The 18,134-nt window shown below is 61.7% G+C and carries 32 protein-coding genes; 27 read left to right on the forward strand and 5 right to left on the reverse strand.

Annotated elements, in window-relative coordinates:
• The first annotated feature begins 55 nt into the window (after positions 1-55).
• The 23 genes from M1R55_RS29595 (at position 56) to M1R55_RS29705 (ending at position 12,933) form a co-directional block, all read left to right on the forward strand.
• The gene (locus M1R55_RS29595; protein ID WP_249396572.1) at positions 56-1,852 is read left to right on the forward strand and encodes a MarR family winged helix-turn-helix transcriptional regulator; all 1,797 of its coding nucleotides are present in this window, start codon (positions 56-58) and stop codon (positions 1,850-1,852) included.
• Positions 1,849-2,856, forward strand: coding sequence for a hypothetical protein (locus tag M1R55_RS29600; protein ID WP_249396573.1), 1,008 nt, complete (start codon positions 1,849-1,851; stop codon positions 2,854-2,856). Before M1R55_RS29595 ends, M1R55_RS29600 begins: the two co-directional genes overlap by 4 nt.
• Positions 2,853-3,323 (forward strand): hypothetical protein, encoded by a 471-nt coding sequence (locus tag M1R55_RS29605; protein ID WP_249396574.1) that lies wholly within the window; start codon positions 2,853-2,855, stop codon positions 3,321-3,323. The genes M1R55_RS29600 and M1R55_RS29605 overlap by 4 nt, the downstream gene beginning before the upstream one ends.
• Entirely contained in the window at positions 3,320-3,700 is a 381-nt protein-coding gene (locus M1R55_RS29610; protein ID WP_249396575.1) for a hypothetical protein, read from the forward strand. The genes M1R55_RS29605 and M1R55_RS29610 overlap by 4 nt, the downstream gene beginning before the upstream one ends.
• Positions 3,697-4,500 (forward strand): nucleoside 2-deoxyribosyltransferase domain-containing protein, encoded by an 804-nt coding sequence (locus tag M1R55_RS29615; RefSeq protein WP_249396576.1) that lies wholly within the window; start codon positions 3,697-3,699, stop codon positions 4,498-4,500. Before M1R55_RS29610 ends, M1R55_RS29615 begins: the two co-directional genes overlap by 4 nt.
• Before the next feature lie 178 nt (positions 4,501-4,678).
• Positions 4,679-5,056 carry a hypothetical protein gene (locus M1R55_RS29620; protein ID WP_249396577.1) on the forward strand — a complete coding sequence of 126 codons (378 nt, stop codon included), beginning with the start codon at positions 4,679-4,681 and terminating at the stop codon, positions 5,054-5,056.
• A gap of 313 nt (positions 5,057-5,369) precedes the next feature.
• Positions 5,370-5,903, forward strand: a complete 534-nt coding sequence (locus tag M1R55_RS29625; RefSeq protein ID WP_249396578.1) for a hypothetical protein — start codon at positions 5,370-5,372, stop codon at positions 5,901-5,903.
• Complete coding sequence (locus tag M1R55_RS29630; RefSeq protein WP_249396579.1) at positions 5,900-6,181, forward strand: hypothetical protein; 282 nt, start codon at positions 5,900-5,902, stop codon at positions 6,179-6,181. Before M1R55_RS29625 ends, M1R55_RS29630 begins: the two co-directional genes overlap by 4 nt.
• Positions 6,182-6,185: 4 nt before the next feature.
• Positions 6,186-6,662 carry a hypothetical protein gene (locus M1R55_RS29635; RefSeq protein WP_249396580.1) on the forward strand — a complete coding sequence of 159 codons (477 nt, stop codon included), beginning with the start codon at positions 6,186-6,188 and terminating at the stop codon, positions 6,660-6,662.
• Positions 6,659-7,312, forward strand: coding sequence for a hypothetical protein (locus M1R55_RS29640; RefSeq protein ID WP_249396581.1), 654 nt, complete (start codon positions 6,659-6,661; stop codon positions 7,310-7,312). Before M1R55_RS29635 ends, M1R55_RS29640 begins: the two co-directional genes overlap by 4 nt.
• Positions 7,313-7,559: 247 nt before the next feature.
• The gene (locus tag M1R55_RS29645; protein WP_249396582.1) at positions 7,560-7,748 is read left to right on the forward strand and encodes a hypothetical protein; all 189 of its coding nucleotides are present in this window, start codon (positions 7,560-7,562) and stop codon (positions 7,746-7,748) included.
• The gene (locus M1R55_RS29650) at positions 7,745-8,263 is read left to right on the forward strand and encodes a hypothetical protein (protein WP_249396583.1); all 519 of its coding nucleotides are present in this window, start codon (positions 7,745-7,747) and stop codon (positions 8,261-8,263) included. Before M1R55_RS29645 ends, M1R55_RS29650 begins: the two co-directional genes overlap by 4 nt.
• Positions 8,256-8,450: a hypothetical protein gene (locus tag M1R55_RS29655; RefSeq protein ID WP_249396584.1), complete on the forward strand. Its 195-nt coding sequence runs from the start codon at positions 8,256-8,258 to the stop codon at positions 8,448-8,450. Before M1R55_RS29650 ends, M1R55_RS29655 begins: the two co-directional genes overlap by 8 nt.
• Positions 8,447-9,097, forward strand: a complete 651-nt coding sequence (locus M1R55_RS29660; protein WP_249396585.1) for a hypothetical protein — start codon at positions 8,447-8,449, stop codon at positions 9,095-9,097. Before M1R55_RS29655 ends, M1R55_RS29660 begins: the two co-directional genes overlap by 4 nt.
• Positions 9,094-9,465 carry a hypothetical protein gene (locus tag M1R55_RS29665; protein ID WP_249396586.1) on the forward strand — a complete coding sequence of 124 codons (372 nt, stop codon included), beginning with the start codon at positions 9,094-9,096 and terminating at the stop codon, positions 9,463-9,465. The genes M1R55_RS29660 and M1R55_RS29665 overlap by 4 nt, the downstream gene beginning before the upstream one ends.
• Positions 9,462-9,764: a hypothetical protein gene (locus tag M1R55_RS29670; protein WP_249396587.1), complete on the forward strand. Its 303-nt coding sequence runs from the start codon at positions 9,462-9,464 to the stop codon at positions 9,762-9,764. The genes M1R55_RS29665 and M1R55_RS29670 overlap by 4 nt, the downstream gene beginning before the upstream one ends.
• Positions 9,761-10,132, forward strand: coding sequence for a hypothetical protein (locus tag M1R55_RS29675; RefSeq protein WP_249396588.1), 372 nt, complete (start codon positions 9,761-9,763; stop codon positions 10,130-10,132). The genes M1R55_RS29670 and M1R55_RS29675 overlap by 4 nt, the downstream gene beginning before the upstream one ends.
• The gene (locus tag M1R55_RS29680) at positions 10,129-10,617 is read left to right on the forward strand and encodes a hypothetical protein (protein WP_249396589.1); all 489 of its coding nucleotides are present in this window, start codon (positions 10,129-10,131) and stop codon (positions 10,615-10,617) included. Before M1R55_RS29675 ends, M1R55_RS29680 begins: the two co-directional genes overlap by 4 nt.
• A complete protein-coding gene (locus M1R55_RS29685) occupies positions 10,614-10,850 on the forward strand; it encodes a hypothetical protein (protein WP_249396590.1) in 237 nt (78 codons plus the stop codon). The genes M1R55_RS29680 and M1R55_RS29685 overlap by 4 nt, the downstream gene beginning before the upstream one ends.
• Positions 10,847-11,596 carry a helix-turn-helix transcriptional regulator gene (locus M1R55_RS29690; RefSeq protein WP_249396591.1) on the forward strand — a complete coding sequence of 250 codons (750 nt, stop codon included), beginning with the start codon at positions 10,847-10,849 and terminating at the stop codon, positions 11,594-11,596. The genes M1R55_RS29685 and M1R55_RS29690 overlap by 4 nt, the downstream gene beginning before the upstream one ends.
• A complete protein-coding gene (locus tag M1R55_RS29695; RefSeq protein ID WP_249396592.1) occupies positions 11,593-11,829 on the forward strand; it encodes a hypothetical protein in 237 nt (78 codons plus the stop codon). The genes M1R55_RS29690 and M1R55_RS29695 overlap by 4 nt, the downstream gene beginning before the upstream one ends.
• Before the next feature lie 13 nt (positions 11,830-11,842).
• Entirely contained in the window at positions 11,843-12,628 is a 786-nt protein-coding gene (locus M1R55_RS29700; RefSeq protein ID WP_249396593.1) for a hypothetical protein, read from the forward strand.
• 23 nt (positions 12,629-12,651) lie between these two features.
• Positions 12,652-12,933, forward strand: a complete 282-nt coding sequence (locus M1R55_RS29705) for a hypothetical protein (RefSeq protein WP_249396594.1) — start codon at positions 12,652-12,654, stop codon at positions 12,931-12,933.
• 18 nt (positions 12,934-12,951) lie between these two features.
• Here M1R55_RS29705 and M1R55_RS29710 read toward each other — a convergent pair whose 3' ends face one another.
• On the reverse strand, positions 12,952-13,311 hold the full coding sequence (locus M1R55_RS29710) for a hypothetical protein (RefSeq protein WP_249396595.1): 360 nt from the start codon (positions 13,309-13,311) through the stop codon (positions 12,952-12,954).
• A 33-nt stretch (positions 13,312-13,344) separates the two neighbouring features.
• Here M1R55_RS29710 and M1R55_RS29715 point away from each other — a divergent pair, with 33 nt between their 5' ends.
• Both M1R55_RS29715 and M1R55_RS31950 read left to right on the forward strand, forming a co-directional pair.
• Positions 13,345-14,118, forward strand: a complete 774-nt coding sequence (locus M1R55_RS29715) for a ParA family protein (protein ID WP_249396596.1) — start codon at positions 13,345-13,347, stop codon at positions 14,116-14,118.
• Positions 14,115-15,017: a ParB/RepB/Spo0J family partition protein gene (locus M1R55_RS31950; RefSeq protein ID WP_256566080.1), complete on the forward strand. Its 903-nt coding sequence runs from the start codon at positions 14,115-14,117 to the stop codon at positions 15,015-15,017. Before M1R55_RS29715 ends, M1R55_RS31950 begins: the two co-directional genes overlap by 4 nt.
• Before the next feature lie 381 nt (positions 15,018-15,398).
• Here the strand turns inward: M1R55_RS31950 and M1R55_RS29725 are convergent, their stop codons facing one another.
• The 4 genes from M1R55_RS29725 to M1R55_RS29740 all read right to left on the reverse strand — a co-directional run bounded on the left by M1R55_RS29725 (position 15,399) and on the right by M1R55_RS29740 (position 17,283).
• The gene (locus M1R55_RS29725) at positions 15,399-16,148 is read right to left on the reverse strand and encodes a helix-turn-helix transcriptional regulator (protein ID WP_249396597.1); all 750 of its coding nucleotides are present in this window, start codon (positions 16,146-16,148) and stop codon (positions 15,399-15,401) included.
• A 195-nt stretch (positions 16,149-16,343) separates the two neighbouring features.
• On the reverse strand, positions 16,344-16,754 hold the full coding sequence (tnpA, locus tag M1R55_RS29730; protein WP_249396598.1) for an IS200/IS605 family transposase: 411 nt from the start codon (positions 16,752-16,754) through the stop codon (positions 16,344-16,346).
• Complete coding sequence (locus M1R55_RS29735; RefSeq protein ID WP_249396599.1) at positions 16,751-17,011, reverse strand: hypothetical protein; 261 nt, start codon at positions 17,009-17,011, stop codon at positions 16,751-16,753. The genes tnpA and M1R55_RS29735 overlap by 4 nt, the downstream gene beginning before the upstream one ends.
• Complete coding sequence (locus tag M1R55_RS29740) at positions 17,008-17,283, reverse strand: hypothetical protein (RefSeq protein WP_249396600.1); 276 nt, start codon at positions 17,281-17,283, stop codon at positions 17,008-17,010. The genes M1R55_RS29735 and M1R55_RS29740 overlap by 4 nt, the downstream gene beginning before the upstream one ends.
• A gap of 174 nt (positions 17,284-17,457) precedes the next feature.
• On the opposite strand from M1R55_RS29740, the gene M1R55_RS29745 reads away from it, so the two are divergent.
• Positions 17,458-17,664: a hypothetical protein gene (locus M1R55_RS29745; RefSeq protein WP_249396601.1), complete on the forward strand. Its 207-nt coding sequence runs from the start codon at positions 17,458-17,460 to the stop codon at positions 17,662-17,664.
• Positions 17,661-18,134 (forward strand): HNH endonuclease, encoded by a 474-nt coding sequence (locus M1R55_RS29750; RefSeq protein ID WP_249396602.1) that lies wholly within the window; start codon positions 17,661-17,663, stop codon positions 18,132-18,134. The genes M1R55_RS29745 and M1R55_RS29750 overlap by 4 nt, the downstream gene beginning before the upstream one ends.

Genomic DNA, 18,134 nt, shown 5'->3' on the forward strand with positions numbered 1-18,134 from the left:
CAAAACCTCCCTTTCCTCTTCCAGTCTTTTCGAAAAGACTAGCCCGGAGACTCCCATGTCCAACACCACACTGCTCACCCTGTCGGCCCGAATTGCCGAGCTGGAACGCACCGCCCGAAGCGGCCATGAGGCGCAGGAAACCCTGACCCAGCTCTATCAAAAACAGAATCAGGTCGCTGCGGCTATCGAGGCAACGCAGGACATCATCTACGCCGGAGAGGATGCCGAGGCGACACTGAAGCGTCTCTCCGCCGTGCTCAATGGCGGAACGCCCGCAGAGGCCCAAAGTGCTGCCACCCCTGCTGTTGCAGAGGTTGCCGTGCAGGAGGCAGATGCGCAGTCTCCGCTCGTCGAACCTGATTCCACGCCAGGCCTGCAAGTCGGGAAGGTGCTGGTGGTGGGAAGTGAAGCCGCTGGGCCTCCCGAAGGTACTCCCCAAGAACCGGCACCAGCGGTCCCCGCTCGCAAACCTCCTGAAATGACTCAGGCAGAACGGCAAACGACCTTGCTGGCCGATCTCGCCGCCCATCCCGATTCCAGCAACCGTGAGGTCAAGAATCGGCTGGGGTGGAGCGACTCCACGACCGCCAAGTGGATCACCCGCCTGACCACGCAGGGATACCTGACCGTGGACTCTACGGATTGGCCCTACCGCTACCGCCTCAGCGAGCAGACCCAGTGCGACTTTGGGGTGCTGGTTGAAGCTGAAGTGCTGCCTCCGGTGGTTGCAGAGGTCGAGTCAGCGCCGGTGGAGACGGAAGCTCAGGCCGAGGCTGAACAAAGCGAGGCTGAGCCCACGTCCGAGCCTGCCCCCCAGCCCAGCAGCCTGCAAACTCAACTGGTGGCGTGGGTCAGTGAGCATGGCCCGCACCGCGCCAAAGATGTGGCCGCCGCATTCAACTTGTATCCCGGCCCCTGCGCCGTCCAACTCAATGCCCTGGTCAGAGAAGGCCTCCTGATGACGTTCCCTGGAACCTCGCCCGTGATCTACGCCCTACCCGGAACGCCGCTGCCCGTACCGCCGATTGAAGCGCAGGCCCCCAAGACGCCAGAACCTGCCGCCCGCTCCGTGCCCTTGCCCAGCGACCGCACGCACCGCGCGTTGCTGTTGCTCGATTTGCATGGCCCGCAGAGTCACCGAGGCTTACACGGGTACATGGACGTGGACTTCTCGATTACGACGCTACAGCGGTTGCTGACGGCCCTGGAAGAGGAAGGACTGGTGGAGATGACACCCAGCCAGACCGTTACCACCGTCTCACTGACCCCATTGGGGCGGGCTCGTCTGGCCGCCTACGCGTCCGGGGAAATCAAGCCCGCTCTGCCCCCGAAGCCCGGTAAGAAGGCTCAGGTGGTGGAGCAGGTCACCTCGTTTCGCTCGACACCCAGCCAGGAAGATCTGAATATCACCATGCGGGCCAATGCCGCGCTCGTTTTGGGCGTGCTGGAGGCAGGGCAGGCGTATGTCGAAACCGACCTGGTCAAGGCGACGGGACTGGCCCTCTCTCACCTGCGCATGGCTCTGGGCAACCTGCAGGCGACCGGAGAAGTGCAGCGGCTGGACGGGGTGGGCACGCGGGCGATGTACCGCCTGGAACAGCTCGACCTGCCGGAACCGGAGGGCGACACCCTGACGCCGGAAGGGGAACGGGTGGCGGCGCACCTGGCGCACGTCACGGCCCGCAGCGCGTCTGACACCGCCACCAATATCGCTACAGGCCTGCGCCTGCCCCGTGTTGAGGTGGATCAGGCCCTCGCTGTCCTGAACGCACAGGGGCGACTGGCCTACACGCGCATTGCGAACCTCGTGACGTACACCCTGCGCAACGCGGCAGCAGAGGCGGCGGCATGACGACCAGCACCCTGATCGACACCGCCTCACTGGCTGAATTCCGCGCCCAGCAGCAGACCCCCAAGCCCCGCAAGATGGCGCTCTCGGACAGCCGTGCCCGCCGTCTCTCCTCGGACGAGTGGCGCGGGGCGTATGGCGACACGCTCAAAAAAGTGCTCCGGGAGCAATTGGATGAGGCGGTCACCCGTCCAACCGATCTGGGCCGCGCCGTGGCCGCCGACCTCGTTCAGCGTTCACTGGATTTGGCCGCGTTCGGAATCGACGCCTTTGCCGGATCGACCTTTGATGCCCGCCGTGCGCTGAGAGACCGGAGCGATGTCGTGCTGCAAGGCATTTTGAATCAGATGTTGGCGACGGTGAAAAGCGTCACCGAAGAGGCGGAAGTGGCCCTGCGCGAGCAGGCGGAGGAGAAGGCGAATGCGCTGCTGGCCGAGGCAAAAGCCGCCTTTGAGCAGGAACGCGATATGGCCACCGCTGGTGCAGACGAGGTGCAGCGCGAACTCTCCGAATACCGCCGCGCTGCTGAGGCCGCCTCCGCCCAGTTGGTGCGCGAGCGGGAAGCTTCTGCCCGTGAGGTGGCCGACCTGAAAGCCGCGCACGCCGCCAACGTGACCGGGCTTCAGCAGCAACTCACCCGCGCTGCCCGGATCGCCGCCGATCAGGAACGCAGCTGGAACGAACAGCGCCGCCAGCTGCTGGCCGATCAGGCCGCCGCACAGACCACCATTGCCCACCTCAACAGCGAGTGTGAGCGGCTGGAAGCCTCGCACGTCCCTCAACCCAAGGTGGTTACCCGCATGCCGAACCCTGATCTGCCCCAGAACGCGTTGGAAGAAGCCTCGCTCACGAATTACCTGCGTGACACTTTGAACGATCCGAAAATCAAGTTGGGTGCAGTGGTCATCAGTGACGAACAACTCTCCGGCTGGCGGGCAACGTACCCGACGAAAGAGAGTCAGCTCAAGCAAGTGCGGGCCGTGGTGTTCAAGGGACGAGCAGCGTGAATCCCCCGACTGTGTCGCACAGCCCTATCGCAGACCGCGCCAAAGCCATGCTAGGAGACCGTCGGCTGAACCGAGTCGTCGATTCCCGCTTGGAAGCAGGCGTGGCCACCTACGGCCAGCCCATCGATGCGTGGTCAGGCAGCAAGCGCCGGGCCGCCGTGATGCGGTTGCAGGAGCTGCTGGACGCCATCAATTACGCGCTGTTCGAGGGCGACACGATGGCAGCACAGGCCGACGCCGCGCAGGTTCGGCGCATTCTGCTGCGCTACCCGGATTTGGCGGTGGAAGAGATGGTGGCACGGGAGCCAGAAGTGGAGGCGGGGCCAACGGAGGCCGAACAGCTGCGCAAGATTATGGATGACGCCATGAACCTGTGGCGCGAGATTGGGAATCCGATGCTGTTGGCTGCGGCAAAAGAGTTGCAACAAGGACTTGATGGCCTCAAGCCCGCAGAGGCCCGCCCATGAACCGCAAGCAGCGCCGGGCTTCTGGGACGCCCAGTTACGTGCCCGGCCCCCCGTCCGGTGAGGCCCGTGATCTCCGGATCGTATATGGGGCAGGCTGCACCTACTGGGGCGACATCTACAGCATTCAGACGCTGCCGTTGGGCGGCCACCGGATGCCTGCCTGCCCCCATTGCCGCGGCATGCTGTATGAGCAGGAGAGCGAAGCCGCGTGGATGGAGCGCGTGACCGCTTTCGCAGAGCAAACGAACGATTCCCAATACGTGGCGTTCATGCGCTGGAACAAGGGCCGCGCGTGTCTGAGCTTGCGTCCAGAGCAAGGCGGCGATACTGCCTTTGAACGTCTGCGGGCGCAGTTTGATGCCGAGGCCCGCTCGTGAGCCGCCCCAGCGCCTATTTAGCTGGCCCGATTGCCGGTTGCTCCTACGCTGGGGCCACCGACTGGCGCCTGGCTGCCCAGTCTGACCTGGCGCGGCTGGGCATCACGGCCTACTCGCCCCTGCGCTGCAAAACCCACCTCAGCGGCGTGGCGGTGCTCGACAGCGGCCACAACCCAGAGCATCCCCTGTGCTCCCCGCAGGCCATCTTTGCCCGCGACCGCTTTGACGTCGAGCGCGTGGACGCCCTGTTCGTCAACCTGCTGGGAGCCACCCACGTCAGTATCGGCACGGTCATGGAGATCGCGTGGGCGCACGTCTGGCGCAAGCCCGTTGTCGTGGTCATGGAGCCGAGCGGCAACGTGCACGACGGACACGCCATGTTGATGCAGTGCTGGGGCTTCCGCGCCGAAACCGTGGAGACAGGCCTGGAGTTGTTGGCCGCCATCTTGTTGCCGGATGCCCAGCGAGAATCTGAGCCGATTGAACCAGCTCCAGCTTTGCCCGAACTCGTGGAACCTGCCCAGCGGTATGCCGAGCGCAACGGCGTCATGCTGCCCGTTTTGGTCGTGACCCCGCAGGAATTCAAGGCCTTGCTGGAGTACAGCCACACGATCCCTACTGGGAAGGTCATCGGCAAGCGGTGGAAGGCCTATCAGCGGAAGTACAAAAACGATCCCGCAGAGGTAGCCGACCTCAACAATTGGGCCATTGGCGAGTACACCCGTGAGTCGGAGACCCATCCCGGCATGATCGACATGACCTGGTACGCGCCGGAATATTCCGCCGAGGCCAGCGCATGACCATACAAACGGTGGAGTTGAATCGGCCTGACGATAGCAAGACGGTCACACGGCAGTGCGGCAAATGCGAAGTGACTTGGACAGGCACAGACCAGCACTTTGCGCTTGAAGGCTGGGGCCTGTTGCGCCGCCGCCTACTTTGCCCTCTCTGCCTGCCCAAGAAATATAGGAGCAACAGATGACTGACCCAACGCTGAGCACAGAGCAGATTCAGGCCCTGCTGGACAAATCCAGGGGTAGCCACTGGTACTTCCAGCTGGGCTGGGGCATCCAGTATTCGAACGAGGGTGGTCTGGGCCTGTTGGTTCCCGATGGGCATGAGGGCGCGGCCACAGTTGCGGAGATGGATTTAATGGCGGCCTCGCAGCAGATTGCCCGCCAGTACGTTGCCGTCGTGCCTGAGCGTGACGCCCTGCGGGCCGCGTTGACTGAGCTGGTCGAACTCAAGACCCTGAAAGACCGTCTAGGGCATGGCGATTTCTTGGAGTACCAGAACCGCAAACCCACTGCGTGGGCGCGGGCACAAGCTCTGGTGGGGCTAGGGAGCGAAGGGTGAGCGACCGTCAGAACGTCACCGACAGAGAGACTGCACAAGTCCTAAATGAAACTCAGCAGGATTCTGTGCGCTGGATGGGTACGGAGCAGGTTGTATGCGTCGTTAAATCCCTGCAAGCGGAGCGAGACCAGGCGCAGGCGGAAGTACTGAGGCTGCGAGAAGCCGTACAGGCTGCCATTCAATGCGAACAGGATGTTCTAGACGTGTATGGACGCTCTGCACCCCTACAGCTGTTGGATTTAGCCGTTGCAGACCTAAAGCGCGACAGCTTACCGAAACTTAGAGCCGCTCTCGCCCCCGCTGAGGCCCGCTCGTGACCGTTACCGTGCTGGATGAGGCGCGGGTGCGGGGATTTCTGGAAGGGATAGAGAAAGCCGACGTGCAACTGGGGCAGATAGAAACACTGGTGACAAGCAAGCCATTTGACACCTTCTCTGTGGATGATTTACAGCGCTACCGTAGTGCGATCAAAGCCAGCAGAGAGGCACGCGAGGAAGTAGATGCCTATGGTGAAGATCTTGCCCACACCGCTCTCTCCCTCTTTGCCGCGAACACTGCCCTGGAGGCCCGTTGTCAGGCGGCTGAGGCGCGGGCTGAAGCTTTAGAAGGGGCAGCCAAAACCTTGCACGGCTACTCACGGCGCTACTGCGATGGCCGGAGTACCTACGCGCCCAACGATCACAACACGGCCACGCACACCCTGCTGTCGCTTGGTGTGGAGTTGGATGCTGACCCGATCAGCAAGACCGGGCCGTTTGCCAGTGATGGCATGTTTGGTCTGATGGCGCGGGAAGTGGAAGCACTCAATCAGGCTCAGGCGGGGGCGCACGAGGGCGGGACGGGATGAGTGGGCTCTGTGACGGCATTAAACGCTATGAGCCAACCAAAAAGGCCAGCCCTGAATTGCGCCAGTACATGCGCGATCGGCTGTTCAACCCCGGCCCACTGACTGATGAAGAATTAGTCGATTTCGCCGCGTACCTCGAAAAACAGGGTGTGGCTGTGCATTGGGTACGGCTGGATGGTTTCAGCAGTGATCGCGACCTGTGCCCTTATAGCTGGGCGTGGCGTGAGGCGCGGGGCGAGATCAAAGAGCGGCTGCCAGCGCCAGCCGAGGCCGGGTGAGGCGATGAGCACCTTTGATCATATTCAGACATACGAGGAACTCAACGCCCTCTTCCCGCGCCGCTGTGCCTGTGGCGCAACACCTGAAACCACCTCTATTTCCAGTCGGTTTGCGCTGGATCGTCAGACGTTTTACGCCTGTGATGCCTGCCATGTTCAACGGGAAGGCGCAACGGTGCGGGCACTCGGCCTTGAGCCTGCCGCTATGTTTCCTGCCGCACCTGAACCGTGCGGCGTCTGCGGAGAACACACAAAGAATTCGTACTTTGTTCGCGCCCTCGCTGCCTCAGTCCGGGTGTGTTTTGACTGCGAGTACCGCTGCATTCGGGACGCCTGCATTCCGACAACGATTGCAGGCTTGATTCCTGCCCCGCCTGCTGCGCTGCATAAACGTGTTGGACAGATCGTTCTCAGGCAAGCAATGGCCCGCCAAGCCCTAGCTGAGAGCGCCCGCATGGGCGAAGGAGAGACGACGCCATGACTAGTGATTTACGAATGGACTCCGAAGTGAAGGACGGCCGCATGGTGCAGGTTCCCCGCGAGGTACTGAGCAGGATTGTTTCTGATCCTTACTACTACCGCGAAACCGAACGTGATGAAGGTGAATTGGACGAAAGTTTGTGCTTCGGATGCAGTGCACACGAACATGAACCCCATAACCCAGAGTGTCCAATGGTGGAATTACAAGCTGCCCTCGCCACAGAGCAAGAATGCGGAACAGCCACCGTCGAAGTCGGGCAAGGTTTCTATTTCGGTGGGAAGACGCTGATCCTGCGGGACATCAATGAGGATATGGCGGTTGCCACTTTTGACTATGCCCCGCGTGATGAGGCGGGCACTCTCCGCACTCTTGCTGCTGCCTCCAGCCCGGCGCCTGCCCCGGCTGAAGCTGAGAGCAGGGAAGAAGTGGATGCCCTGATTGGCAGGCTGACGAGATATGTAGCCCCGGATTGGGAACGCTTGAACGGGGAAGAGCGGAGGCTCTATGGCACGTTGTTCAGCTGCGCCAGAGCCTACCGGGACGCGCTAATTGAAGTCGCCAATCTTGCTAGCACGCGGGCCAGTTACTTACAGGCGTTTGCTGCTTGCCGCGCCCTAGCCCCCGCTCCGGCAGAAGGGACGGGGACCTAATGGTACGCACTGGCAATACGATTCGTCCTTACGCACACAGCAACCCATTGGGAGTGGTTGACCCCAAAAGTCGGCAAGGAAATCAGGCCACTCCCGCCCAGACTCCTCGTGCTCCAATCTCCGAAGCAGAGAAAGAGAAGCGGCGTAAGGCCCGGAAAAAGGCAAAAAAAGATAAACGCGGATGAGCGGGCCGGCCTGTGGAACGTGCATGTATTGGGAACCCAACGATGGCGCAACAGGTGGGTGCATGGAACTCAACAACCCACACGGGGCAAAGACCGCTTACCTCAACATCGTTCAGACAGATGATCCCGACAATTTCGACACCTATTTGAAGATTCGGGAACTTCCGATTCAGGCCAGCATCGTGACGCGCCCGGAGTTTGGTTGCGTCCTGCACAAAGCCGCCCGCGTGGGCGAAGGAGAGACGACGTGAGTGCAAACCCGGTTTACTACCGCATCCTGCTGAACAGAGACGACAAACTGCAGATTGCCTGCCTGCAAGATTTTGACGAGTACGAATACGACCAGGCCAAATTTCTGACGGATGATGCCGGCCAAAAGCTCCGTTTCGATGACGAAGATGAGGCTCGCACCTGGCTCAATGCCACCTATCAGCGGAACCGAATTGAGAAGGAAGACCAGCTGGCGGGGGTGATGGCAGAGTGGCGCAGTGATGTTGGCGAGGTTATCCATGATGACCCCGCCTCCAGCACCAGCAAGCGCGTGGAATTTACGTTTGACGCCCTGAGTTTTGCCACGTTATCGACGATGACTCAGGAAGGTCAGTACAGCAGCATGGCCGATTGCGTGCGCGAGTCGCTCCTGGTCAACCACACGTTTCAACAACTGGCCCGCCAGGGCTTCACGGAGGTCATCGTGCGCAATCCCCAGAGCGGCGCCGAGCGCGTGGTCGTCATTCCCCGCTTGCAGCTGGTGGCTCATGGTTAACCCGGCGCTGACCGACTCCGAAATGGACTATGCCCGTGCTGTAGCTGCCCAGAGGCGGCTGGCATTGGCTGACGTGGTAGCAGGACTGCGAACCCTCAAACGGTACATCCGCGGGCGCTGCAACGTGGCTTTTCTGGCCGAGGTTCATAACGTTCTGGGCCTGCCCCAAGAGTGGGTACGCCAATGACCGGCCTCAGCGGTCGCATGGTGAGCGTGCCTGCTGAGACGCTGTACGGCCTGTTGTGTGGTGAGCTGCTGAGCAATGCGGGCGGACGGTGTGCCGTGTGCTCCCAACAGGCACCAAGCCACAGCGAAAACTGCCCTATTCCTGTGCTGTGGGAGCCGTTTGCAGATGCACCCATACAAGACGTGCAGTTGGGCGAGAGTCCCGACAGTAACGAACTGCGATTCGGCCAGACGCCGTGGGACAATTTCAGCCGCGACGAGCTGTTGATGGAGGTGCGCCGGATGTTCTGTGCCATCAACAGTGCAACCAGCGTGATGCGGCAAAGCGCCTGGGCAGGAAACGTTTATTGGTCGATTGAAGGGATGGGTGGCCAGGCGCTGGCCCGATGCATCGCTATCAAAGCACCGCTGGATGACCACTACACCTCCGAGGCCATCTACCGTAACTATTTTCGGTATGCAGATAGCCTGTTGTTTCCGGAACTGGTGGGCGAGCAGGGCCCATGGTTTGCCATTGGGGACACTGGGGAATTTACGTGTGGAAAAGGCCTGAAAGAGGGTGATCCCGGCTACCCGTTTCACCCTGATGTGCCGCTGCGCCTGCTGACGTTTGCTGATCTCATGCCAAGCCCAGCGGAGCCACAGTGAGCGCCCCTCGCCTGTCGGAGACGCTGGGGAAACTGGCCGAAGCGCTGCCGGAGCGGGCAGCGATGGACTATCAGCAGGGCGTGCTCAAGATTCTGGCCGGGGGCAGGCAACGCAAGGTGTACTGGATGAATGACCTGCTGGGCCGCGCCCCAGACGCCACGGGGCTGCTGTTTTTGGAATACGGACTGCGGGAAGAGTGTGACGCACGTGGCTGGACGTGGGATTTAGAGACCCGGCGTGACCAAGACGCTAAGGCGTGGGCACAGGTCTATTGCGGCGATCAGCGTGCCAGCGGTGATATGTGCGCGGACACGCCCGGTCAAGCACTGGCGCTGGCCCTATTAAGCGCACTGGAGAGGACGTTATGACCGCTACCCTGCCCCGCCTCCTCGTTCCCGGCAGCCTCCAGGCCCTCCTACTGGCGACGGCGGGTGCGGAAGGCCAGAGCCAGCGGGCCTGGACAGAGCGGCTCGACACCCTCGCCGTGAACCCGATGTCTGAGCAATCCATTCGCGAGGGCATCGTGAAACTGGTGAAGAGCAACCTCGTCGAAGTCGTGCCTGCGCCCCCCGGAGACGCGGCGGGCCGGGCCAAGCTGTTCGCTATCACTCCGGACGGGAGAGCCATGCTGGAGCGGCTGCGCCTCGCGGCCAAGGGGACGCCATGACCAGAACAGACGAGCAATACGCACTCGACGAAGCCCTTTCGCGTTGGATGGGCTACGCGCCCGACAAAACTGATCGCCGCGCCGTGAAGACCTGGAGCATGGGCACCAAAGGACAGGACGACTACGCGTCCCATTGGCCTGGCCCCCTGTCCTATTCCACCGACCGCAACACCTGCGCCGAGGCCGAAGCGCGGATTGTGGCACTGGGTTGGGGCGAGGCCTACACGAATCAGATGATTGCCGACGGCAGAGAGGCCCGGCAATTGCCCGATGGCCGAACGATGAGTTATTCGTTTTACTGCCTGACTGCATCCCCTGAGATCCGGTGCCGGGCGATATTGAAGACCATTCAGGAGCGTCGCCTATGACTCCTGAACCCAAAATCAAAGGCCTGACCCTACGACACCCCTGGGCCTGGGGTTTCCTGAATGGCAAACCGGTGGAGAACCGGACGTGGCGCCCAGAAAGGCAAGGCGGCAGCATTGGTATGTACCTCGCCCTGCACGGCGGCGCGATGCCTCCAAAATCAGGCGAGTACTGGAACGAAATCACTGACGCGGTGAACTGGATGGGTCACCAAGGGTTGCCTTGTGCGGCGCTGGCCCGCGAGCTGCTGCGGGACGGGCGCGGCCTATGCGTCCCCGGCATTGTGGCTGTCGCTCAACTCGTCGAGGTGCGGCAAGACAGTTCTTCCCCGTGGGCCGCGCAGGGCCAATACCACTGGGTTTTAGACGTCACGCCCCTGCCGGAGCCGGTGCTACACAAGGGCAGTCAGGGGCTGTGGACGGTGGAGCCGGAAGCGCTGGCACGGGTGCAGGCGGGCTATAGGGCAGCGAGGAAGAAAAAACGATGATCCACGCCGAGTTTAAAGAGGACGGCTTCGACGGCAGTGAACTTACCCTGCACGTCTCGATCAGCACCGAGCATGACCGGGTCACACTGTTCACTGAAGGCGACTACGAGCTGCCTCCGGTCTACTTCACCCCTGACCGGGCGCGGGCCATCGCTGCAGCCCTGATGGACGCAGCGAACATTACGGACGGCGCGGGCGCACCCAACAGCCTGTTTGGGACGGATCAATCATGATCCAGCGCCGTTTTACCCTGCGCCGCCGCCAAGTGGCCGAACTGCTGGCCGAGGGGCTGAGTAACAAGCAAATTGCCAAGCGCCTAGGTCTCAGCCCGCACACGGTCAAAGACTACGTGCGGGTCACGCTGGCCCTCGTGGGCTGCACCCGTCAGGAGCTGAAAGGCCGCGCCCTGATCGACTCACCGCTCACGCCACCCGACTGGCCGAGTCTCCCCACGACCCGTCCATCCGCACCTCTACCACTCCCCCCTGTCGATCTCCAGGTGTTCGTTGTGTCACTGCCCGCCCTGCCCGCTTTTCCGACGTTGCCGCCGCTCCCACTGACCGTGGGCCGAACATTCGACATCGAGCACGCCTTCAAGGTCGTGCAGGGGTACGCCTACCTGCTGGGCCGGGCCTGTCTGATGTTGTTGCCAGGGATGGTCTGGCCGGGACTCGCCCGGTTGCCAGAGTGGCTGCTGGAGCTGGCCCGTCCCGCCCGCATCACGTTGAGCGCGGGTGCCCAACTAATTGACCACCACGACGACGTAGACGACGCTTACTGTGCGGCGCTGGGGGCACAGGCCCTGGTGCGTGCGCCCAACCGACAGGCCCTGGCCGCCGCCCCCCACGTGGTCGATCAACCGCTCAGCTCACTGGATTTGGCCCGCTTGGTCAAGTGCAGTCAGGACACCTTACGGGCGTTGGGTGTGGTTCCGGCCAGATTCTCCAACCTGCCCCCATTTGCAAGGAACAACCCATGACCGACAATCCGGAATACCTCCGTGTGGCGAAGGAGTACGGTATCGACGCTGACTCCCTGCGCTGGGAGTGGACGGAGCGCAGCCACCCCACGCTCGAAGCGGCTGCCGAGGCGGTGCGCGATCTCGACCGGGCGATAGAGACGGTGTCAGCGAACTGGGCCGCACGACATATGGCCCGGCGCAAGGCCGAGCGACGTGCTGCCCTACCATGGTTCCTCCGGTGGCTGGCATGACTTGGCTGGGTCTATGGCTGCTCTGATGAACCCGCCCACTCCCGGACGCCAGCCTGTTTGCCTGCGGGCGCTGCACGCCAATGCTGGGGCGTGGCTGACGCCGCACCAGTTGGCGGAGCTCACCGGCTGGACGCCCAAGAACGCGGCCACGTCTGCGCTGAACTTCACGCGGGCAGGCTACGCCGAGCGCCGGGCACTGAGGGCGGCCAACCGCTTCGAGTACCGCTTCGTCCAGTTCCCTCCGGAGCGCCTCCCTTCGCGCCCGCCTCCCCAGTCTGCCGAGACCGGTCTGGTCGCCCGATCTGCCCGCCGCGCCGAGACCCTCAAGAAGCGTCACGCGGCCCAGCAGGAGCACGCCGCCCGCATTCTGGCCTTCCTGCATACCGATCCTGCACGCGCTTTCACCGAGCGCGAGATCGTGGCCGGGGTGGATGGACTGACCGGCACGCAGACGCGTGAGGCGCTGGCGATGCTCACGGTGCAGACCAGGCAGGTGCTGATCTCCACGCCGAGGTACAAGGAAAGACAAGCCACGGGCTACCGGGTGGCGTCGTCGGGCCTGAGTGCGGTGCAGGCGGGGCCGCTGACGGCAGACGCCCAGGCGCTCTTCGAGGTCCTGAAGTACGGCACAGCGCGGAACATCAGTGTCACGCGGGGGGAGCTGCTGGCCCGCGTCCAGGGTGATGACGGACGGCTGAGACAAGCGCTGGCGCTGGTTGAAGCAAACGGCCTGCTGGAGCTGCGGCCTGTCGGGAACCTGCTGCTGTACCGGGCGTTGACATCAGGCAAGGCAAGCTAAAATGTTGAACTAATCTGGGAAGAATGAAAGCCCCGTTTCTGATCGTGGCCCTCCTCATCTCCTGCGCTCCGAAAGCACAAGCCAACGGAGAAAGCTTGTGCCGAGCAAAGTTGGCAGAGAAGAACACCTCCAATCTCGCCCTGACGGCCCGCAGCGTGATCAAGCCGCGAAGTGGTGAGCCGGTGACCGCCTACGACTTCGTGGGCACCTGGGGCGGGCGGGCCGATCAGCCATTCATCTGCCTCGTGGACAACCAGGGCCTGCAGTACATCGACTCCGGGCCGACGATCCTCTACAAGCGCTAGGGCACTACATCTACATCCTCAAAATGGCAGGCTGTCGCCCTCCCGCATCACCCGCATGCCCTCGGAATCGCGCACCGCGAGAACGGGGGCTTTGCGCGTCATCGGGCATACTGGCAAAGTCTCCATCCGCACGCGGGTCAGCAGGTAGTCCAGGCCTTCCAGGGCGGCGGCCTCACCGTCATCCTCTAGGGCTTCTCTGGAGACGTACACGGTGCCTGCCCGTGCAGAGCGTCCAGTGCCGTCACGTTGGCGGGCCATGAACACCAGTGCTTCGGGGTCTGGGCTGGTGTGGCTGCTCACGTGCATGGCGAAGGCCTCTGCCTGCCACAGCTGAGCCATCACCTTTTGCCCCAAGGCGTGCATCTCGGTTTCCGTCATGCGAACTACCCTAGCGCGGTATGCTCGCGCCAGATGCCTTTCAAAACCTTGACCTTCTTCAATCACGCGGGCGGGGTCGGCAAGACTTCGCTGACCCGCGACGTGGGGGCCGAACTCGCCGCTGCCGGGGCGCGGGTGCTCCTGATCGACCTCGATCCCCAAGCCAACCTGACGGGCTGGTTGGGGGTGAACGGCGTACAGGTTCAGGGCACGGCCTACCCGGTGGCGGTGGAAGGCGCAGACCTGCCTGATCCGGTGCGGGTGCATGGGCTGGATCTAATTCCCTCGCACGTGGATCTGGCGCTGGCCGAGTCGCAGATGCTCGGCCAGGTGGGCGCGGTGCTGTTCCTGCGGCAGGCCTTGGCAAAAGTGGCAGATCGCTACGACGTCTGCCTGATCGACTCCCCGCCGAGTCTGGGTCAACTGGCCGTCATGGCCGCCCTCGCCGCCGATCATCTGATCGTGCCGGTACCGACGCGGCAGAAGGGCGTGGATGCCATGCCGGGCTTGCAGAAAGCCATGAGCACCTATCATCGCCTGCGGCCTGATCTCACGGTTGCCCTATACGTACCCACGTTCTATGACGCCCGCCGACTGCACGACCAGGAATTGCTGGCCCAGTTGCGTGACCATCTGTCCCCCCTCGCCACGCCCGTGCCGCAGCGGGAAGCCAAGTGGCTCGACTCCACGACGGCTGGGGAACCGATTGGGGTCTACGCACCGGGGTCGCCTGTCCATCAGGACGTGCAGCGCCTCACGCGCGAGATTGCCGCCGCCGCTGGCCTGCCCTTCACGGTGCCCGCATGACCCGCGCCAAGCGCCCCAAGCCCCGCGAGGACACCGCCAGTCTGCTGGGGGCCAGTGCCGCGCTCGCCCAGCCTGCCCGGATCGTGTCCACCCTGCCCGTGAATGCCCTGACGCCCAGCCCATTCCAGCCGCGACGGAGGGTCGAGGATTCGAGTTTGGAACAGCTGGTCGCTTCGATCCGCACGCAGGGCATCTTGCAACCCTTACTGGTGCGCCCTGTGGGTGAGGGATACGAGATCGTGGCCGGAGAGCGGCGCTGGCAGGCGGCTCAGCTCGCGGGCCTGACGGACGTGCCAGTGCTGATCCGGGAACTGGACGACGACGCGGCTCTGACCGCTGCCCTGGTCGAGAACCTGCAACGCGAAGACCTGACCGCCATCGATGAGGTGGACGGCACCCTGCGCCTGATCGCGCTGCGGCTCCAGACCACGCCCGAAGACGCCCGCCACCGCCTGATGCGGGCCAAGGGGCAGGAGACGCCCGACGCTGCCGTGTTCGAGGACGTGTTTGCCCTGCTGGGGCGCGAGAGCTGGCTGTCGTTTGTCAAGAACAAGCTTCGCATCGCGGGGTGGCCCGAAGACTTGCAGGACGCGATGCGGAATGGGCTGCCCTACTCGCTGGCGGGGGTGATTGCGGGGGCACCCGTGGAGATTCGGGCGCAATTGCTCGAAGCGGCCATCGCTGGCGCATCACGGGAAGACCTGCGGGCGCTGGGGCTGAAGCTGATGCCTCCGGCGCCCCGACAGCGCTTCGACGAGACGCGGGTGGTCAGTGTGGCCCGGCAACTGGGCAGCGTGCGGCTCCTGCGCGGGTTGACGGACGCCGAGCAGCGGGCGCTGGATAGCTGGCTCAAAAAAATGCCGCCTCTGCTGGCGGAGCGACTGAAGGAACTGGAGTAGTTCTGTCAGCGCCCTAGGCTCGACTTTGACACCCTGATAGGCCTTGGCCTACCGTTGGAGTATGCCTCACTCCATTCAGATCGGCGCTGCCTGTGACGGGTGTGCCATCACTGTCCGCAGTGAGTGGGTGTTGGGGCCTTGCCCAAACGATCAGCTTCGTACACTCTTCGCTCAACAACTAAGGGCAAAAGACTGGGTGGTGGCAGGCAACGTCTTGCACTGCCCAGCGTGCGCCTCTTCAGCACTGGCCCGTGAGGTGTGGCGGGCGGTGGCAGAGGGCATTGGCTGGGCAGAGGTGGCCGCTCAGGTCAGAAGCCAGTGGACAGCAAGCGGATTGCAGGCATTATTGCTGGACAGGTATGGCGACCTGCCCGCTCTACATCAGGAGGGCAAGTCCTCAAAAGGTGCGGGGAACAAAGCGACCAACGCTTCAGTGATGCCTGTGAGATAGGGCATCACCAGTCCCAAAGAAAACACAGGAGCGTTTTTGGGATGGAACAATTCGTTCCGATTATCCAGAATCGCTCTCCATTGGAGGGTTTGCTGCGCCGTTAAATGACCTTGATTCGATAATCGATCAATCAGAGAGCTCATGCCGATACTTCTGCCGTTGCTCTGACGAACAGGAATGCCTGCTTGCTCTGCAAAGGTTCGAAGACCAGCCTCAGCAGCCAGACCCAATTGTCCAGCCCCAACTGACAAAAAGGGGAAATAGAACCCGGCGTAGGCCATGCAGGCGCGGGCGCGGTACAGGTAAGCAGATACTTCGTCTGGGAGATGGGCACTTGGCCCATCCCCCAACACCAACACTGCAAAGTCCTGCGGCCGCATGGCCCGCACACCGCTAACGCCAAATTCACCCACTGAGGCCATGTTCGCTACCGCAGCGTCGGTGTGCGTCAAATTTTCTGGAGCCAACGGCCCACGCCGCGCCAGGCCGCCCAACTCGAACTCCAAACCAAGGATTTCCAAGATGGTGTCTAGGTGCTCTGCCGGAATGGCATTCCCACCAGCGATATAGGCGGCTACGCTTGCGGTAGAGATGCCGCGCCGACGTGCAATTTCCGCCTGAGCACCACGTTTTTCGCGCACGAGCTGGCGCAAAGTCTGCTGTAGAGTCTCCCAATTCATAAGGGCCAGTGTATCTTAATGCTAGTCTACAGTCTAGTATTACGCTCAATACTCTGCTATTATTTAGCCATGAACGGAACTAGCCAAGCGATTTACCTAATGGGTCTGGGCGGAAGGCCCCAACCAGAACCGCGCCCTTTGCGGTTTGGTTGGGGATGGATAGCCCAGGCCCCCCGAAGGGGGGCGGTTCTTAAGCTATTGCAGAGGCCGCTGTTGGCTTTCGATATAGCGCTTGATGATCTCCAAAGGTGCGCCGCCCGCCGTCACCACCGCATAAGAGCCTGACCAAAACACAGGCTTCCAGTACCAACGGCTCAGGTATCGGGCGTGGGCCTTCCGAATCAAACGGCTCGTCACGGTCTTCAAGTTGCCTACAAACTTGCTCATCTCCATGTGCGGATGCGCCTCAAACAGGATGTGAACATGGTCAGCTTCTCCATTGAATTCCACCAACGCGCACCCCCACTTCTCGCAGATATTTCGTGTGATGACCTCCAAATCGTCTAGTACGGCATTGTTCATGCACTTGCGACGGTACTTGGTGATAAGTACCAAGTGGTAGAACAGCCGGAAGGCGCTATGTGAACTGGTACGAAATTGCTTCATTTGCGGTTGGCATCCCGGTAGAGGGTTTGCCGGACGGCAGCCAACATCATGCTCAAATCCCGTTCATCACTGGAATTCACACAGGTCACTTCAAAGCGTCCATCTCTGATCTGAACGATCATCGGGACAAGGCTCTGCATTCCTAAGAATTCCGCTTCCGAAAGGGAGTAGCGCCCGTGAAAGTCCTGTTGGCGTCCGGGCATGTACCAGCGGTTCGTATCCCCTTCAATAGGGGGCAACTTGCGCCCCCCGATCATGCCCAGACTCCCAAGCGGGTCATGCTGACGGGCATGGGGATAACTTCACTGACCATCGTGCGGGTATCAGCCCCGCGCAAGATGCGGTCAGCTTGGAAGACCGTGGCAGGCTGCCCGTCAATTTCAGCGGTGTACTCACCTGTGCGGTTGCTGATGCTGACGATCTGATAACGCACCTGAACCACAGCACCATCCATGCGGTCTAGAGTCTTGGTTTCCCAAGTGCGGGAAAGAGCGGGAACAGTGGCGGGCTGGGTGGTGTAATCTTGCATTAATCCACTTCCTATCGGGGATTCCAATAAGCTCCTACCTCGCCGTGCAAAGTTCGGTGGGGCTTTTTGGTGATGTAAGTATAGGCTAAAAGTGTTGACATGTCAACACTTTTAGCCTATACTCCATACATGAGACATCAACCAAAACAGCAGATGCCCCTGTACCCTATAGGGGTGAATGACTCTATCCGTGCTGCCATCCGCACCGAAATTGCCAAGACTGGCCAGAGCCAAGCGGAGGTCGCCCGTCAAATGGGAATGGAACCGCAGGAACTGAGCCGTGCGTTGCAGAAACAAGGGAAAATCCCCCCTGTTTGGGTGAAAATTCTGGATCACTTCAATCTAGACCTGACGGTTAAGGCAAAGGAGGTCAGCAAGTGAGACAGGGCAAGCGTGAAAGAGGGGATGTGGCGTGTGCGGACTGTGGTGTGACAACTCCAAAACGCTGCCATAAAACTATTCGCTGCCCTGCCTGCCAGTTCAAATCCATTTTGAAGCGTGACCAGAAACGGCAGAGCGGGAATCGCAAAGTTGCGGTTGAACGCTGGCAAGCAAATGGACATCGGTGTTGGTGGTGTGGTGAGGCTCTTGCTTGGACAGCAATCGAATTCGATCACATTATTCCCGTTTCTAAGGGAGGTGGAGACAAGGAGAATCTTGTTCCAAGCTGTCGAGGATGCAACCTGAAAAAATCAGATGGCCCTGCCCCGGCTGATGCAAAAGGAGCCATCACAGGTGGACAAATGGACGGCGTTCACTTTGAGACGTTAGGAAAGCTCATGGTGGGCCTAGAGCAGCTTGTAGGGCGGCCTGTTGAGCTTTCAGACATCTTTGAAACGGTACGGGCCTAA

This window comes from Deinococcus sp. QL22, from assembly GCF_023370075.1.
In the GTDB taxonomy this organism is placed as follows: Bacteria; Deinococcota; Deinococci; order Deinococcales; family Deinococcaceae; genus Deinococcus.

Bases quoted from the DNA above. Each gene is read 5' to 3' on its own strand.
- M1R55_RS29595 (WP_249396572.1), top strand. From the start codon at position 56: ATGTCCAACACCACACTGCTCACCCTGTCGGCCCGAATTGCCGAGCTG.
- M1R55_RS29600 (WP_249396573.1), top strand. From the start codon at position 1,849: ATGACGACCAGCACCCTGATCGACACCGCCTCACTGGCTGAATTCCGC.
- M1R55_RS29610 (WP_249396575.1), top strand. From the start codon at position 3,320: ATGAACCGCAAGCAGCGCCGGGCTTCTGGGACGCCCAGTTACGTGCCC.
- M1R55_RS29620 (WP_249396577.1), top strand. From the start codon at position 4,679: ATGACTGACCCAACGCTGAGCACAGAGCAGATTCAGGCCCTGCTGGAC.
- M1R55_RS29630 (WP_249396579.1), top strand. From the start codon at position 5,900: ATGAGTGGGCTCTGTGACGGCATTAAACGCTATGAGCCAACCAAAAAG.
- M1R55_RS29635 (WP_249396580.1), top strand. From the start codon at position 6,186: ATGAGCACCTTTGATCATATTCAGACATACGAGGAACTCAACGCCCTC.
- M1R55_RS29640 (WP_249396581.1), top strand. From the start codon at position 6,659: ATGACTAGTGATTTACGAATGGACTCCGAAGTGAAGGACGGCCGCATG.
- M1R55_RS29645 (WP_249396582.1), top strand. From the start codon at position 7,560: ATGGAACTCAACAACCCACACGGGGCAAAGACCGCTTACCTCAACATC.
- M1R55_RS29655 (WP_249396584.1), top strand. From the start codon at position 8,256: ATGGTTAACCCGGCGCTGACCGACTCCGAAATGGACTATGCCCGTGCT.
- M1R55_RS29660 (WP_249396585.1), top strand. From the start codon at position 8,447: ATGACCGGCCTCAGCGGTCGCATGGTGAGCGTGCCTGCTGAGACGCTG.
- M1R55_RS29670 (WP_249396587.1), top strand. From the start codon at position 9,462: ATGACCGCTACCCTGCCCCGCCTCCTCGTTCCCGGCAGCCTCCAGGCC.
- M1R55_RS29675 (WP_249396588.1), top strand. From the start codon at position 9,761: ATGACCAGAACAGACGAGCAATACGCACTCGACGAAGCCCTTTCGCGT.
- M1R55_RS29680 (WP_249396589.1), top strand. From the start codon at position 10,129: ATGACTCCTGAACCCAAAATCAAAGGCCTGACCCTACGACACCCCTGG.
- M1R55_RS29685 (WP_249396590.1), top strand. From the start codon at position 10,614: ATGATCCACGCCGAGTTTAAAGAGGACGGCTTCGACGGCAGTGAACTT.
- M1R55_RS29690 (WP_249396591.1), top strand. From the start codon at position 10,847: ATGATCCAGCGCCGTTTTACCCTGCGCCGCCGCCAAGTGGCCGAACTG.
- M1R55_RS29695 (WP_249396592.1), top strand. From the start codon at position 11,593: ATGACCGACAATCCGGAATACCTCCGTGTGGCGAAGGAGTACGGTATC.
- M1R55_RS29700 (WP_249396593.1), top strand. From the start codon at position 11,843: ATGGCTGCTCTGATGAACCCGCCCACTCCCGGACGCCAGCCTGTTTGC.
- M1R55_RS29705 (WP_249396594.1), top strand. From the start codon at position 12,652: ATGAAAGCCCCGTTTCTGATCGTGGCCCTCCTCATCTCCTGCGCTCCG.
- M1R55_RS29710 (WP_249396595.1), bottom strand. From the start codon at position 13,311: ATGACGGAAACCGAGATGCACGCCTTGGGGCAAAAGGTGATGGCTCAG.
- M1R55_RS29715 (WP_249396596.1), top strand. From the start codon at position 13,345: ATGCCTTTCAAAACCTTGACCTTCTTCAATCACGCGGGCGGGGTCGGC.
- M1R55_RS31950 (WP_256566080.1), top strand. From the start codon at position 14,115: ATGACCCGCGCCAAGCGCCCCAAGCCCCGCGAGGACACCGCCAGTCTG.
- M1R55_RS29725 (WP_249396597.1), bottom strand. From the start codon at position 16,148: ATGAATTGGGAGACTCTACAGCAGACTTTGCGCCAGCTCGTGCGCGAA.
- tnpA (WP_249396598.1), bottom strand. From the start codon at position 16,754: ATGAAGCAATTTCGTACCAGTTCACATAGCGCCTTCCGGCTGTTCTAC.
- M1R55_RS29735 (WP_249396599.1), bottom strand. From the start codon at position 17,011: ATGATCGGGGGGCGCAAGTTGCCCCCTATTGAAGGGGATACGAACCGC.
- M1R55_RS29740 (WP_249396600.1), bottom strand. From the start codon at position 17,283: ATGCAAGATTACACCACCCAGCCCGCCACTGTTCCCGCTCTTTCCCGC.